The sequence below is a fragment of the Larkinella insperata genome, from assembly GCF_026248825.1.
GTDB classification, from domain to species: domain Bacteria; phylum Bacteroidota; class Bacteroidia; order Cytophagales; family Spirosomataceae; genus Larkinella; species Larkinella insperata.
Genome location: NZ_CP110973.1, coordinates 5,414,941 through 5,429,954, shown reverse-complemented (window position 1 = coordinate 5,429,954; position 15,014 = coordinate 5,414,941). Strand labels below are relative to the sequence as shown.

Genomic DNA, 15,014 nt, shown 5'->3' with positions numbered 1-15,014 from the left:
AGAACTCCACCGCAACTTATTCCCCTGCTGAGTTTATACGCTGATAGATCTGCTGTTCAGCAATTAGTGATGCTCTTCGAGCAAAAGGGCTTCGATTTTTTTTCAATTGTAAATTGTAGCGGAGCAATCCGCAGTTATTCAATTCGTTGCCTCAGGAAAAGCCGCCAGCATCAGACCGCCGTGTCAATTCAAGGTTGTTGGCGGACTGAAGCAGAAGAAAAATACAATCTATCCTATACCATTGTCCTTATGATTATTGCTATGCTCGTCCTCTGTCTTTTAGGCGTTATGTTCGCTGCAACCTTTCGCTTTTACAGCAACTGGATGCAATACCGGGAAACAATCCGGCTGCACGCCCAAGAGTACGAAAAAGCGCTGGGGGGAACCGATAAAGAGTATGCCCGCCTGGTCGGTTATTCTTATTTCTCCGCCTTACGCCGGGGCTGTATGACCAAAGAGGATGTGGAGGTTGTTGAGGGTGATCTGTCCATGATGTAAACCCGGCTGAGCAGGCTGCTAACCCAGCCGCCAAAATGGATAAATTAGTTGGTATTCCGTCTATTAGTTGGCGTCTGAGCAATTTCAAGCCAGTACCGGCAAGTTACATCAATAAAGTGCTTCAACTCATCAAAACTTGTTGGCTTACTGATCAACGTATTTGCCCCTGCATGGTAGCCCTGCATGACATCGGATTCCAACTGCGATGCGGTCAAGATAATGGTTGGAATTTTGATCAATCTGGGCGTCTGTCTGATGTGGCTGAGGGTCTCTAAACCATTCATTCCTGGCATTAGAAGATCCAATAAGATTAAATCAGGGAGAGGATTTACAGGATTGTTCAAGTGATCCAGTAAAGCCTGGCCGCTAAAGAAAAAGGCCGTTTGTGTTTGAGGACCTACTTCTTTAAAAGCCGACCTAAACATATTATGGTAATCGATATTATCGTCAACAATAAAGACTAGCCGCTTAGGTGTTACAGGCATACATTCTAAGAGAGAGTGCTTACGGAAGGAGCCTGCGAACCGTTCTGTTTTAATAAGCGCGTTTTTGTTGACCGGGCGCATCGTGCCCGCCTTTCCTAGTTCGAACTTATCTGGTATCATTTCACTTACGGTGCTAAACAGCGATACGGTGAATAGTCCCGGTCTAGGATGCAGGACCTTACCGATTCGGTAAAGCGTAGGTGAAGCAACGGTCCACGCTGGCAGATGGCTGAAACGAAGGTCCTGCCTCACCTATTTACCAGCCCTTGCTTACCCTGCCAATGGTGGCTAAACCTCAACGCTCAGAAATAAGACGTGGAGGAGGGCAGTTGAATGCGGTCACGCCGACGGCTTTTAATATAGCCATGCTACCTCCGAGTATCATCAGTACTGAAGCTTTAGGCATTGGTTGCTATTGCGCTCCCAGGACCACCTGGGTATTGATTCATTTACTGCCGTCGATGTCGTAAGTGATGATTTCAGCTTTCACGTGGATATTCTGGACCAACTAGAGCTCCTGAAAGATCCTCATGCTTCATTTTGGCCAGATCATAACAAGTTTACTGGTTATCCATAGGTAGGTTGTTGATAGCCAGGTGGATTTTATATACCATCCAATCACATTTTAGGGCTGTTCACTCACCGGAATCGTTATATGAACAATCTGGTTGCAAATCCGTACCTTCCGTTTTCTTTGTCTTGAACTGTCCGGACCTTATTGGAAGGTCCGGATTTTTTTGCAACTAATGTTATCTGTTTAAACCCATGATTTTTATGGGCTGTATTGCAGCCAATCGCTAGAAACTCATAATTCTCATCCATTGAGGACAACCAAGTTTGGACGTTTTCCTTTGGGAGGGCATTATTGTAGTGAATGCCCCGAATTATTTTAAAACCGAGATTGGCAGGATGACTTGAGTTTTATGGAAGCATGTTGCCAGGCTCAATTGCTGTGTTGAAACTATCATGGATGTACTTCCTAGACTCTATTCGAAATAAATTAACTTCATGGCTGCTTTGACCCGGAAACAATGCTACTGCTGATCAAAAGCTGTTCGTATAGGGGATGACTATACGTTGAAAAAAAGTTATACTATTTTTCATATGATTGAAAGTGACCTTATTGTGAGAGTAGCGCCCAAGAGCATCATAAACCATATTGTGTAAAAATTCTTAGGATGATATTATGTAATTGTTGCACTATGTATCGAATTGTCTATTTAATTCTACTTAATTAATTACTTGAAATCTAATGTAGACAGACGTACATTTCACGGAAAGCATAGGGTGGATTGTTGAGGTAGTCAAATAGATTGTTAATAGTGAGTGATTTAATGATGGGCTCGGCAGCGGGTCCATTTCTTTTAACAGACATTCTCTCTCGCTAAAGCAGGATTTTTCTGATATCATGTTTATCACACCTTTAACATCTATCCTCGTTACCCGGTCGTAAGTATCAATGCAGAACAGAGTAATATGGAGGTATTGCTCTATTTGCAGGCAAAGCATTTATGGAGATTTAGTCCTATTTGTTTGCTTAAGTACAATGTTCCGCTTTACAGCCTCGGTATATTATCGAGGCTGTTTTGTTATACCAGTGATACCCCCTCTAAAGTGGCTTTCACGTTGCAGAGCTAGGATGAATGGTTTGCGTTCGATTGAAGAATGTACCGGGTAATTTAAAATACGGTACCTCTTTAAACTTATTCAAGCTTTATGTGATGAATGAGGAGGTTCTTTTTCGGCCACGGACTTATCTAATTTTCTCACTGGATCAGGATGGCCAACAGATTGACCTGCTAGTTAATGGAATGGCTCAAAAGCACTTCATAGATGGCCTGACCAATCAATTCCTGTTCAGCATCGGTGGAAAGGAAAAATTTGATATATTCTAATTCGGTTTTAAGCGGTTTTTAAGATTGGCTTCCTAATATTGATACCTTGATCGAAGTAGCTGATGGTATGAATTAAACGACATTTCTACGTTTTTTCATGGGTAACCGGAGAGGATTAATTATTCCAGCCAAAACAATTTGCTAGGGCTTTTAGTACGTTTTTAGTCATGTGAATCCACCCGTATGATTTTCACGTTTACCATTTTGCAGCCTGAAGGTAGTGTTCGAACCTTTTCTATCCTCTCAGAATCGGTCGTAGAATGCCTGGATGAAATAACGCCGATCCTTCAGTTTGGGCGCTCCCTGCTGTTTGCTTCTTTCAAAAAAGACAACGGAGTTTTAAAGATTCTACCGGTTAAAGTAGCTGAAGGTGAATCGTTAACGGACTATATTTATCGACTGCACGAAGAGTGGGTTTTTTGCGTGGAACAGCAAGTCTGATTATTTATTCTTGAGAGATTAAAGCCAAAACTCTATTTAATCGTAATTCAACTGTTATTTTGTAAAGAGGAAATTCTTTCAAGCCGGGTGTGCTAAGGCAGTTATAGCGCTAACCCCATCAGTGAATTACGGACTTCAAGCCAGGCTGTCTGGGGAGGGTGCTGACGGACTTAGGATCGTCCTCGACATGGCCATGCTTTATCTGGCTGCTTCCATCACCATATACATGAGCCAGTAGGCGTCGTCTTGCTTATCGATAATGGAGGAACGGCTTTCCATTGCCTACAAGCTTTGGGCTTAATTTTCTGCCAATCTGTTTGCTCCAGTTTAAAGGGCTAGGTTTGAATAGAGCAATTAGGTTGCCCTTAATATGGCAACGGTTTTCATTGCGCACTTCCAAAGCGGACAATTAGTTAATTGACGTATATAATTCAGGTTAGAAACTTCGTCTTAACTTGCATTAAAACCAGTGCGCAATTAATCAGGAATGTGCCGATTTGAGAGGAATGGGAGCGAGTAGTTCAACCGATAACCAGGCGCTCCAGGCGCAAGTAGATACCCAGCTGGCCTTGAAAGCTGCTAATCTTGGTGCGTGGGTCTGGAACCCGTCCCTAGGCCGAATTGACTGCGATGACCGTAGCCGGCACATACTCGGGCTTTCGCCAACCCAGCTATTGCTTTATCCTCAGTGGACGGAGCTAATTCATCCGGATGATGTAGCGGTTTTCCAACTAACCTTTGAAAACGCCCGGTTAACGCCTTCTTTGACCGACTTTGATATTTCCCTGCGTCTGAAAACCGGCCCTTGGATACGGTTGGTAGCGCGGCCAGCCGTGAGTGAAGCTGGAAAGGTGGCTTCTGTGGCGGGCGTTATCCAGGAAGTAACCCAGCTTCGGCAAGCTGAGCAAATCACTTTCAACGAAGACCGCTTCCGCAGCTTAATCCGTGAAGCTCCCGTTGCTACTTCACTCTATGTTGGGCCCGAGTTTCGGATTGAAGTGGCCAATGCGCCCATGCTGGCTTTTTGGGGCAAAGGTGATCTGCCGCTCGGAAAACCTCTGGCCCAAGCCCTGCCCGAACTGGCCGGACAGCCTTTCCTTCAGATTCTGGAAGACATTCTTGCTACTGGTAAAACCCACCAGCAGCAGGGAGCAAAAGCCCGATTGGTCGTTGATGGCGAGCCACGCACGTTTTACTTTGATTTTACTTATAAGCCTTTATTTAATGAGCTGGGGCAAGTATATGCCATTATGAACATGGCTATCGACGTCACGGATCAGGTGTTAGCCCAACAAGAGTTAGAAGAAACCGACGCCGTACTCAGAAGCGCTATTGAACTGGCTCAACTAGGAAACTGGAGCATCGATCTGTCCGCTCAAGTAGTAAATTATTCCCCGCGCCTTCGCGAATGGTTTGGTTTATCCGATGATGAAGTCATTACGGTAGAGCGGGGTTTCGAGGTGATAAGCGAGTCGGACCGGGAACGGGTACAGCGGGCCATGCTACACGCTATTGCTACGGGTACAGACGGAATTTATGACGTGGAGTATAAAGTTAATACAAGCCGAATGGCCAAACAGCGCATTCTGCATGTACAAGGGCGCGCTTTACGGGATGCCCAAGGGCATGCTTACCGTATTACGGGAACGGCGCAGGATGTAACTCTGCAACGGCAGTTACAATGGGAGTTGGAAAGCCAACTCCAGGAACGAACCGAGCAGCTAGCGGCAGCAAACGAAGAACTTCAGGCATCCAACGAAGAGCTTCAGGCGTCCAACGAAGAGCTTCAGGCATCGAACGAAGAACTCCAGGCATCGAACGAAGAACTTTATTTATCAAACGAAGAGGTGGGGCAGATTAATGAACAGCTTCGCGTTTCGGTAGACGACCTGCGTCGGTCCAACGAAAATTTACAGCAATTCGCCTACATTGCTTCGCACGATTTGCAGGAACCGTTACGTAAGGTTCAGTCCTTTAGTAATTTACTACAAAGGCAGTATGCCGAGCAGTTAAGTGAAATGGGGCTTGATTATCTGGAGCGAATCCAGGGGGCCGCTGAGCGCATGTCATCGCTGATCCGGGATCTGCTAACGTATTCGAAAGTATCCACCCGGCAAGAGAGTTTCGCTCCTTTGGCGCTACAAAGTGTATTTGATGAAGTGTTGCAGACCCTCGAGTTCCAGCTTGAGCAAACCCGGGCTCTGGTCGAGATCGATCAACCTTTGCCCGTACTAAAAGGCGATCCGATGCAGTTGAGGCAACTATTTCAGAACTTGCTAACCAATGCCTTGAAATTTACCCGCCCCGGCATAGCACCCAGAATTCATATTAGGGTATTCCAGATCAAGCGCCAGGATCTTCCAGCACAAGTCAGGCCCACAGGTTATGCGCAGGTATTTTACCAGATTTGTGTGATCGACCAAGGCATTGGTTTCGACAACAAATACCAGGATCGTATTTTTCAGTTATTCCAGCGATTGCACGGCAGGAGTGAATATAGCGGCACGGGCATTGGCCTGGCCATCTGCCAGCGGGTCGCCGAAAATCACGGTGGGGCCATTACCGCCAATAGTCAACCCGGCGAGGGAGCCACTTTTTGTGTTTATCTGCCTGAATGAACCCGTTGGGCCATCTCACTGATTGGCCCGTTGATCAAAAGAGCACTAAGTACATGCATACCTGAAAATAGAGTCCGGCCGGAAGGTCGGACTCTATTTTCAGGTCTTTAACCGTCAAGCAAGTAAATATTTACTAATTATAATTATGCCGATTGACCACCGATGTTCTTCTTAAGTAAAATTAGCTTCTTGTATAGTAGAAAATATAATTAAGTATTTATTATAATAAGTAGGCTTAAAATTATAATATTACCTTTTTGTAACGACTTGAGTTGGCGTATAAGTGGTCGCGAAAGAAAATTCTATCTAATTCACAAAGGTCACAATGGCGTATGCACTGTTAATTATAGGCCTTTTGGGAACTATGGCCGGTATGGTATTTCGCTATTGTACGAAATGGATATTAGCCCGGGAAAGACTGCAGTTCTTTGCCGCAGAATACGAACGGGCACTGCGCGGGAATGATAAGAATTATGCTCTAGCAGCCGGCCGATCTTACTTTGATGTTCTTCGCGGAGGAAAAAGGTCGAAAGAAGATGAAGAACACATTGAAAGCGATATTGCTCTTATGGTTTCTGAGCAAATCAAAACGCTTCAGCTACCAATCAAAACAAGTCTTAACTAAAGATACAGTGACGTAAGTATAAGGCATCATTATTTGCAACTTAGAGGTCTTCGAAGATTGTTAGGCTGGTTTTCTGAATTGTAATTCCGGCGGTATATTTTACTCCTGCAAATCACAACCTATTTCAGCGCTTTTTGAAACTGCATTTGTTCCAGAGGTTTGAACCTGGTACCTGGATAGCGTAAGTAGGAAATGAAAATTGGATAAATAACTAACCGTATTTTTTTAGGAAGACCGGCGCCAGGTGGCTGGGCCATATAGATTCTTAAAGTTTTAATGCTTAAATCTGTTAACGAACTGATTCATAAAAACGGCTCGATCAAGAGGTAAGCCATTTCTCAGTTCTATCGTCAATGCTCGTTGAGCTTCCGATCAGACTAAATATTTAAAATAAAGTACATATTTGGTGATATTTATTGTAAATGTTTCAGGTAACGGTACCTGTATCAATCTATTCTCAAAAACAAAATCCGACCTAATTAGGTCGGATTTGTCGTTATTACTACTTCTTACTCACTTAAAGGTTGTAATACGATAGATAAATCAAATCAGCAGGAATAATATGAAAAACAAGCCAATAAGGGCCTGGATAATTAGAATTGTCCATATTGTGTACTCTCGCACGGCTGCTTTTCGGACGGACATATGAGGAATATAAATAATTAGGGGCTAATATAAGTATTCATGTAAATATTTGGTTACCTGTTGATGGACAAATGTTTATGATAAAGATCATGTCTGACATATGGTTTTCTTATATAAGCATCAACGTCTTACATTGTTTTGTGCCTAAAGCAAACGTTGTGATAGTCTTTGAATAAAGTATTCAAAGGTAGAATGGAAGAGAGACAGGTGCCATTTAGAGGAAATCAGGGTTGACGTTTTAGAACACAAGATTGAATTAACTAGCCAATAAGTTCTTCGTTAAGCACTTGTTGTTCTGAACAATGGAAAAGTGAAGGCTGGTAAGTACAGTACCGATGTGTGAAAACTGATAAGTAAACGAGAGGAGCAGCAAATAGTAACTCTCTAATATACGTTTTATCTATAGCCCTAATCACAAGAATTTAATGCATGTAGGAAAGCCGTGATCCTTAAAATTGACTACTCATATTTTAGTTGATAAATCAATTTTGTATTCGAGAGGTGAGATTCGCCGAAAAATAAGTTAAGCTTTTATTGAACTATGAAGTAAGTTGTTTAGTGAGAAAGTATTATTTTTATGCTCGAGTTAACTAACGGTTACATATATTACGTGATCATTGAATAAATACCACCGTACGACCAACTACCATGACACAGCTTATTTTGATCGCAATATTTCTGTTGGCTATAATGTATATAGCAATCAAATACTGTATCGATAGTGTGTTGACCGAAAGGAAAGTGCAGTTTTTTGCCGCCGAGTACGAAAAAGCCCTGCGGGAAAACAACAAAGGATACGCGAGGGCCGCCGGACAATTTTATTATTCTGCGCTACGAAGGGGCAAGGTAACTGACAGGGACGAAGAAGCTATCAAGAATGATGTCGCTTTAATGAAAATAGAGAAATTTGACTTCGTTCAAAAAAATAAGGAGGTGGTATTACCAAGTGAAGCAACAATGGCCGCCTGATAGTAGACGGAGGCAGTCGAATTTTGAGTGCAATTAAATTGACAGATTATTTCAAGCATACCGGAAATTAAATGCCTTGTCTAAAAGTAGATATTTCTCATGGCACTAGTGTTACTATTGAAATAAGTTGCTCTAATGATTTAGACGTTAATACGTTCACGTAGAAAGCATTTAAGTAAGATTAATTCTAACCCGTCCATCCCGGATGTCTCAACATTCAACCGGATCTGGTAAGAAAGCTACAGGGTTGCACTAGTAATCCCTAAGCATCGTCCGGAGACGAAAAATTTTACCCCAATTTGTAGCACACCTCCTCGAAAGCTCTCTGAAAAGTTGGCGGTACTCGGCATTGTCGTTGACAATGAATCTCTGGTATCCTGATTAGAAAGTTATGGAGGTAATAGCAAGAGGGTAAGAATGTAAATGTAATGCAATAGGCAATTGCTATCATTTAAGCAGAGAGAAGGACTAATTTATGGCCGTGAAAATTTAAATGAAACCCGAGAGGTCGCGTCGCGTTTGTCAGCTTGGATATAGCCGGACGCATCCAACTTAAGTTAATGAATCGTTTTGCTCACTTTTTGAATTATATACAAAGACTTTTGAATAAGAATAGAAGAGTTTTTACGTATACAAATACCGTCAAGCAAGTGGAGTTCGCTTACCTGGGGTACGAAAAACTTTTTTCGCAAAAGGATACGAAGGCCATCGAAAGAGACCAATCATAGACTATTCCCGAAGCATTGAACGTATTTACTATTCGGAATTTGGTTAAGGCTCATTAATGGAAGAATAAGTCTGTCTATTGATAATTGTTTTGAGGGTTATCATAAAGGCTGGTATCAGCCTGGAATAAAATTGACTGACTTAGGGAAGGTTTAAGCGTAGAAGGTAAGTGCGTTCACCTCTTTTCCGAAGTTTTAAATTTTACTATTCCTTGAGAATATTTGTCTTCTAGAACATTTTTCTAAAGCGAATGCATTTAGTATATTTGAAATAAATTAGTATAAGTTACGGTGGTTTGAATCCCCACACAGTCTTGTGTGGGGATTTTTGTTAAAAACACAGTTTTTGTAGTATAGTGTATATATAGTCAAAACATCTTCTTGCGTTGCATTCAGGGATAAAATAGATTAAAACAAGTATAGATGACTCGAATTAGCTAATAATCAGGGCAATAACTATGGTCGACCAAGCTGTTGCTTTTATTCAAATGACTAAAAAACTTAGGTAGGTCATATTCAAAAGCTATGCTGAGAGTTTTACTGAATCTATCTCAATCTATCTTCTAGCCTGTAGTAATAGAAGTATTATACCGCTGGCAGGCCGAAGCGGATAATGCCCAACCAAACTAATTTCGCTCGGAGTTTGCTCGTGAATTTTCTCTAAAATTTGAGCAGTACCCATTCGTTCACCAGCTATTTAAAAATTAGTTTTTTTGATGTAAGTAACGGGTCGTGTCTTACAAGTGAGCCGATAGACCGGTTTTGGGCGTATTGTTACAAAGGCGAGCCTAAAATATTGCTAAGCTTTCACGCCAATCAAAAGCCTTTAACTACTTATTTTATAAATGTGGGTTAGTTGAAATACGGTCTTCATTTAAATCTTCCAGACACTTTCGGCTACGATCCTGCCAAGATCTGATTCCGCCATAAAGCTGTTTTAATTTTTCTGTACGGTTTCGGTATTGGATTTCAGAGGCTTGATAGGGTTCAGAAGAAAATCGGTTAAAATTACTGGAACCAATTCGATTTACATAGTCGTCCTGGATGGCATAATGCGCACGGCCCATTGTCAATTGAAGGGCCTTAAGTCTGTCATAAAGCTCACTGCAGTAAGCCAGTTCGGCGCGCAAAACGGCCTTTTTGTGCTCGTTTACTAAGGCGATCAACGATTGAAGCTGAGCGCTGTTGCTGAAACGCCCTTGTCCATTGTCTTGCCTCATCCTAGAGTCGGTTAGCGTTTGAAAGGCTTCAGAAAATAGCTTTTGGCTGCGTTTAAGATTATCTTCGCTAAACATTTTTTCTGCCGTCGAATAACCGGTTTACACTTCACTCCCTTTCTCTACTCCCAATAGTTTCCGTATCTCGCTGTCATGGAAATAGGTATCCAGCTTCAGCGGCAGTTTTTCTAAGAGCATTATTTCATACGGTGGCAGCCGCTCCAGGTACGGAAAGCCCGGCTCTCCGGTACGGTAAAATCGTTGACGATCCAGGTCCATTACCCACCTTCGAAAGTCGGTGACCGCCTTCGTTCGGGCGAGTTGCTTGAGCGCCCGGTTTCGTAGCTGAATGAGCATAAAGCCGGAAAGAGTCATTAAAAAAAGGACAGAGAGTAAGATCATGGTTGTTATCATCAGATTGACAAAAATATGAAATTACTTAAGTTTAAATACTGAGTAATTTTATAAATTATTTTTTGGCTTGATAAAGTGGTGGTTTGATTTTGACGTAAATTACGGCGATATCCTTTTCTATTTCGTGCTGAAAGGTCTTGCTAGATACTAAAAAAAAGTGTAAAATATATTTGATTAAACTTCGTGCATCGGCTTTAGGGGACAGTCAATGAACTCGGTTCTGGAAAGCCGGAGGGTATCTAAACCATGATTTCTACGGTTACTAATTTCGGAGAGAGAAAGTGAAATAGCAGGTAACTGTCCGGCAAGTTGGCGGTAGGTAATTGGGACGCCGAACTGATCCTTTCGCTGCAGCTGATGGGGAAGGGAATAAAGTCGCGGTTAAATGCCCCATTAAATTCTCTATCTATTTAACTTGCATCGGATCATCCAGCAAACTATGCCCAAACTCTTCTACCTCAAACACTGGCAGATTATCCTGCTGATCTATGGACCAGCGATGGCATTTGCCGTAGGCTTCTGGGTCATCCAGGACAAGATACTGATTGCGACGCTTCAATTTCTCAGAGGCTTTTGGATACAGACCGGTCTCGTAATCTGGTTTTGGGAGGTTGGTCACTTCTTATCCAGACGGTCCCGGAAGATTAAAGTTTGGGAACTACCGCTATTCAAAGTTAGCTTGCTGGCAATGGTGTTCATTGAATGTTTGGATCTGATTACGCTGTTGCAACAATTCTTTTCCCCTTCGTCGCTTCATAAGATACCCTTGGACGGCTTGTCCGATCGGTTTCTGCTTCTACTTCTCCTGGCGATCTTCTACCGGGCTTATTTTATTACCCGTTACTTGAAAAACCAGCCGTTGGACCAGCGTTATACTGGACCCTTAGCCCCGGTCTTTGTGGCCTTGTTGCTTTCTCCCATCGGTATTATTGTTCTTCAGCCCCAGTTGAACCACCTTGCTTTGCGTCATGGCAGCAAAACGGTCGGGTTATAGGATAGAATCCTTACACCAGGCACAGCATGAGACGCTTAAATACGCTTCTTTATCTGCTACTGAGCTTTTCCAGTTTGGCTCAGGGCGATGCAGACCGCTTTCCAATTAATCCGGATCCTCGTCTGATCACCTATTCTCAAGTCGTACTTATACGTGCTGGTGGAAAAAACGGCCAATGACGAACCGCTGGAAGAGTGGGCAAGAAATAACGGCAAAGCAGGAAAAAGAAACGTTAACAGGGCTATCCGCGAATTTATTAATGAGTTAAACCACAACCTGCAAAATAGGAATATAGACGATTTTTGACCTTAGGAAAACCGGGTCTGCGTACATCCCCATAGCAATCCAACACCGACTTGTAGATTACTGCTGATCGTACTAGTACCGTAATCTTCATTTATAGGACATTCCCTTGCATTGTATCATTTCCTTGTGATCTTTGTAGCCGTACTAGTAAAACTATGCTGCAACTTACTCCCCCCTGATGACGATTTTTTGCCGACAGCCTCTCTGTCGGCCTGTGCATTCGACGCTTTTCAAGCGCCGGGGAGATTTTCTATTCATTCCTGATTGTCTACGCCCACTGGCAAATTTGCTGTTGACGGGGCTGATGACCCTTTTCGAGTTTCACCTGGATCTGAATTTGTTCACAACCGCCGAAAGCTGACCCATCAGCGGTTTAACAATTGCCCGACTTCCCTTAGTAGCCAATCAAGCGCATTAGGTAGACGATGGATTCGGCACCACCAGTAGGTGAACGTATGGACAAGACAAGCAGAGAATAGCAGGATCAATAGTCTAAATCGTAGGTACAATCTCCCCAACGGCTTGATTGATAAGCGTATAGTGTTGCTGCTCAGCATCAAAGAAAACCAGCAACGTACCGTAAATCAATATACATTCTCTGTTCATACGTTAAATGATAATTGCTATTCTTATACTTGGGCTGCTAGGTTGCATGATTGCCCTTACATTTCGCTACTGCAGCAATTGGCTGCTTTATCACGAGAAAATTAAGCACTACGCTCACGAGTACGAAAAAGCCCTCCGGGGAACTGACAAGGAGTATGCCCGCAAAATTGGACATACTTATTACTCAACGTTGCGTCGGGGCCCCTTGACCCAGGAAGATTTAGAAGCAATTGATATTGATCTTGAAATGATGAACTAAGCTGACCGCTAAAGTGACAGGCAGTAGCCTTGCCGACAGTGATCGTCTGGAATCGTATCCCCATAATAAAGGTGGAAATCCTGATCAGGTTGGTGCCCTGCCCCGTAAGGATTGGCGTTGTTATAACGTAGCAATTATACGGTTTGGGATATTATGGCCTCCGTTCAGCAGGCTAAAATAGTTGCTAAGCATAATTTTCTCCAATCGCTTTACAACCGATTCAAACGGGTTGAGGGTCCTGATGATACAACCAAAGTAGTAGACAACTCCATCACCAGGATCAGCTATGATAAATAACACCATTGAACACTTGGACCGCGTTCATAACTGGCGTCTGAGTTTATATACGAATCGTAATCGTCAATCTGACGGTAACCTGTGGTCCGTTTTTAGTAGCAAAACCAAAAGAGTTCTGGACAACGTTCACCCCGCTGGCCTTTTTCTGGCGCCCGTTGCAGATTTTAAACGTCAATAGCTATGTTACTTACGGCTGCAGTCTTGTTCTGCTGTGGTATCATCTCGGGTATTTCTTTCGTAGTTTATTTGTGCCTGCGGCTAGACGATAATCCGTACCCAAAGCACCGGGAGGAAGATTATTAAATACTCCTTGCATTTGCCAAAATGCTGAAGAGATAGTTTTGCAATATTGCTACCTTCTACGGTGTTATGCAATTAATTAGCTTTTCAGTTGGTTATAGAGTCAAACCCATACGCGAGATGAATGAACAACCTACAATTTGGCTTGTTGACGATGACCAGGCAATCATCGAGATTATCAAACAGGCATTTAAAAAGCAGCAGTTGAGTTGTCAGATTGCGGGTTTCACCGACGCCAATGCAATCATTGCGAACCTGGAAAAAGCAAAGCTTCCAACGATGCTGATGGTCGATTATTCAATGCCCGGTATGGATGGATTGGAGTTGATTGAAAGGATTAAACATAATCCTCATACCAGCTCACTTAAAGTGGTTTTATTTAGCCAATTTATGTCCAAGGAGTTGATCGATAGGGCTCAAAATATGGGGGTGTATGAAGTTACATCAAAGCCGTTTAGCTTTCAGGAATGGTGTATTCTCGCTAGAGACCTGTGTTTGGCTGGTCATTTTCAATAAAATACGGCACTGTTGTTATAATCAGAACGTTGGTGTTTACTATACTGCAAGCTGGATCTGACAAGTTTCGGTGGTGATACCTTAAGCTTACCCATAAACACAAAAAGAGCCGTCCTGGACCACGATCGCGCCCATAGATTAAACAGTAGGAAACACTTTTAACGTAACCGGCAGGCACCTTTGTTAAAGGTGCTTTTTTGTTTATTTATCTCACAAAAGGAGTTATGTATCTACGGTTTTAGGAGAAGAGCCGCAGCGTAAAGTACGAATGCTGCGGCTACGAGTTGGTACTCATACTCGGGTGTAGAACAGAGAATGGATGGTAGTTGTATTGGTCTCACATAAGCATTGGTGTCAAAAGCGATGTAGGGTGGAAGTGGGCCCCTCTTTACGAAGCGTCCCGGCGGCTCGCCTGGAAACCTTAAACGGTTGGTTGTTGATGTAGCCGGTGGTAAAGTCGTCCGACCATCCGGTAATGTGATCTGGAGCCACTAAAAACCTTCTACCAATACGCAGGAAATGCGGCAGGCGTTGCTGCCACTCTTTCAACGTGCGCGACATAAGCTTTTTACTACCGTCCTTGTAGTGAAGATAGGTATAGTTATCGCAGGAGGATAAATGGGTCAACTCCGGGGTGATGAGAGCGGGCCATCTGGGCTGAGGTTTTTCTTTCATAGCTTAGTGTTAAATATTTTACTAGTTGAAATTGAGTATTTGTTACCAATATACGGGAAGCGGTTATCACAAGGATTAATGAGTAGAGGTTTATTTATCAGAATGTGATTATTTGGTAGATTTATGCAGGAATTTACCTCCAGGTGTCCTGTAAATCGATTTTAATAAATTTTCTTCTTGACATGCATTCATGTATGTGTCCTGTTAATCAAGAAAATATCTTCTACCTGTGAAGCGAAATTTTACAAATTGATGGATGGGAAAGGAAGGAGGTTTACACAGGTAATTATTCCTGTTTCTTTTATTAACGAACAACAGAAATAAGAAGTGAACTAAAAGTATTCGAAGGGACAAATTGATCTCTCTCTTAGCTGCACAAAAGGGCTTTGTCAGCCATACTATTCCTTACTACCTGAGAGAATTGATCCTGTAAGAACAGATAGGAGCTAAAATAGTCATAGAGCATATCTTGAACACTACGGTCGTATTTCGATGGTACGATTCTTGTCCCTCTGTTTAAATATTATTA

General features: G+C 42.7%; 11 protein-coding genes. 7 read left to right on the top strand and 4 right to left on the bottom strand.

Translation table 11 applies throughout. From position 1 onward, the window contains the following. Positions 1-288: 288 nt before the first annotated feature. Positions 289-498, top strand: a complete 210-nt coding sequence (locus tag OQ371_RS21885) for a hypothetical protein (protein ID WP_265990460.1) — start codon at positions 289-291, stop codon at positions 496-498. 44 nt (positions 499-542) lie between these two features. Here OQ371_RS21885 and OQ371_RS21880 read toward each other — a convergent pair whose 3' ends face one another. Next, the gene (locus OQ371_RS21880; RefSeq protein ID WP_265990459.1) at positions 543-1,103 is read right to left on the bottom strand and encodes a response regulator; all 561 of its coding nucleotides are present in this window, start codon (positions 1,101-1,103) and stop codon (positions 543-545) included. Positions 1,104-3,061: 1,958 nt separating this feature from the next. Between OQ371_RS21880 and OQ371_RS21875 the strand changes: the two genes are divergently transcribed. The 4 genes from OQ371_RS21875 to OQ371_RS21860 all read left to right on the top strand — a co-directional run bounded on the left by OQ371_RS21875 (position 3,062) and on the right by OQ371_RS21860 (position 8,176). Beyond that, entirely contained in the window at positions 3,062-3,319 is a 258-nt protein-coding gene (locus tag OQ371_RS21875) for a hypothetical protein (RefSeq protein WP_265990458.1), read from the top strand. A gap of 569 nt (positions 3,320-3,888) precedes the next feature. Continuing rightward, positions 3,889-5,937 (top strand): PAS domain-containing sensor histidine kinase, encoded by a 2,049-nt coding sequence (locus OQ371_RS21870; protein WP_265990457.1) that lies wholly within the window; start codon positions 3,889-3,891, stop codon positions 5,935-5,937. Positions 5,938-6,262: 325 nt separating this feature from the next. Continuing rightward, positions 6,263-6,562, top strand: coding sequence for a hypothetical protein (locus OQ371_RS21865; RefSeq protein ID WP_265990456.1), 300 nt, complete (start codon positions 6,263-6,265; stop codon positions 6,560-6,562). Positions 6,563-7,855: 1,293 nt separating this feature from the next. Next, positions 7,856-8,176, top strand: coding sequence for a hypothetical protein (locus OQ371_RS21860; RefSeq protein WP_265990455.1), 321 nt, complete (start codon positions 7,856-7,858; stop codon positions 8,174-8,176). 1,564 nt (positions 8,177-9,740) lie between these two features. Here the strand turns inward: OQ371_RS21860 and OQ371_RS21855 are convergent. Both OQ371_RS21855 and OQ371_RS21850 read right to left on the bottom strand, forming a co-directional pair. Further along, positions 9,741-10,196, bottom strand: coding sequence for a hypothetical protein (locus OQ371_RS21855; RefSeq protein WP_265990454.1), 456 nt, complete (start codon positions 10,194-10,196; stop codon positions 9,741-9,743). Positions 10,197-10,220: 24 nt separating this feature from the next. Further along, a complete protein-coding gene (locus tag OQ371_RS21850; RefSeq protein ID WP_265990453.1) occupies positions 10,221-10,475 on the bottom strand; it encodes a hypothetical protein in 255 nt (84 codons plus the stop codon). Positions 10,476-10,971: 496 nt separating this feature from the next. On the opposite strand from OQ371_RS21850, the gene OQ371_RS21845 reads away from it, so the two are divergent. Both OQ371_RS21845 and OQ371_RS21840 read left to right on the top strand, forming a co-directional pair. Next, complete coding sequence (locus OQ371_RS21845) at positions 10,972-11,526, top strand: hypothetical protein (RefSeq protein WP_265990452.1); 555 nt, start codon at positions 10,972-10,974, stop codon at positions 11,524-11,526. 1,888 nt (positions 11,527-13,414) lie between these two features. After that, positions 13,415-13,810 carry a response regulator gene (locus OQ371_RS21840; protein WP_265990451.1) on the top strand — a complete coding sequence of 132 codons (396 nt, stop codon included), beginning with the start codon at positions 13,415-13,417 and terminating at the stop codon, positions 13,808-13,810. A gap of 354 nt (positions 13,811-14,164) precedes the next feature. On the opposite strand, the gene OQ371_RS21835 is transcribed toward OQ371_RS21840, so the two are convergent. Continuing rightward, positions 14,165-14,485 carry a LytTR family DNA-binding domain-containing protein gene (locus tag OQ371_RS21835; RefSeq protein WP_265990450.1) on the bottom strand — a complete coding sequence of 107 codons (321 nt, stop codon included), beginning with the start codon at positions 14,483-14,485 and terminating at the stop codon, positions 14,165-14,167. Positions 14,486-15,014 lie beyond the last annotated feature (529 nt).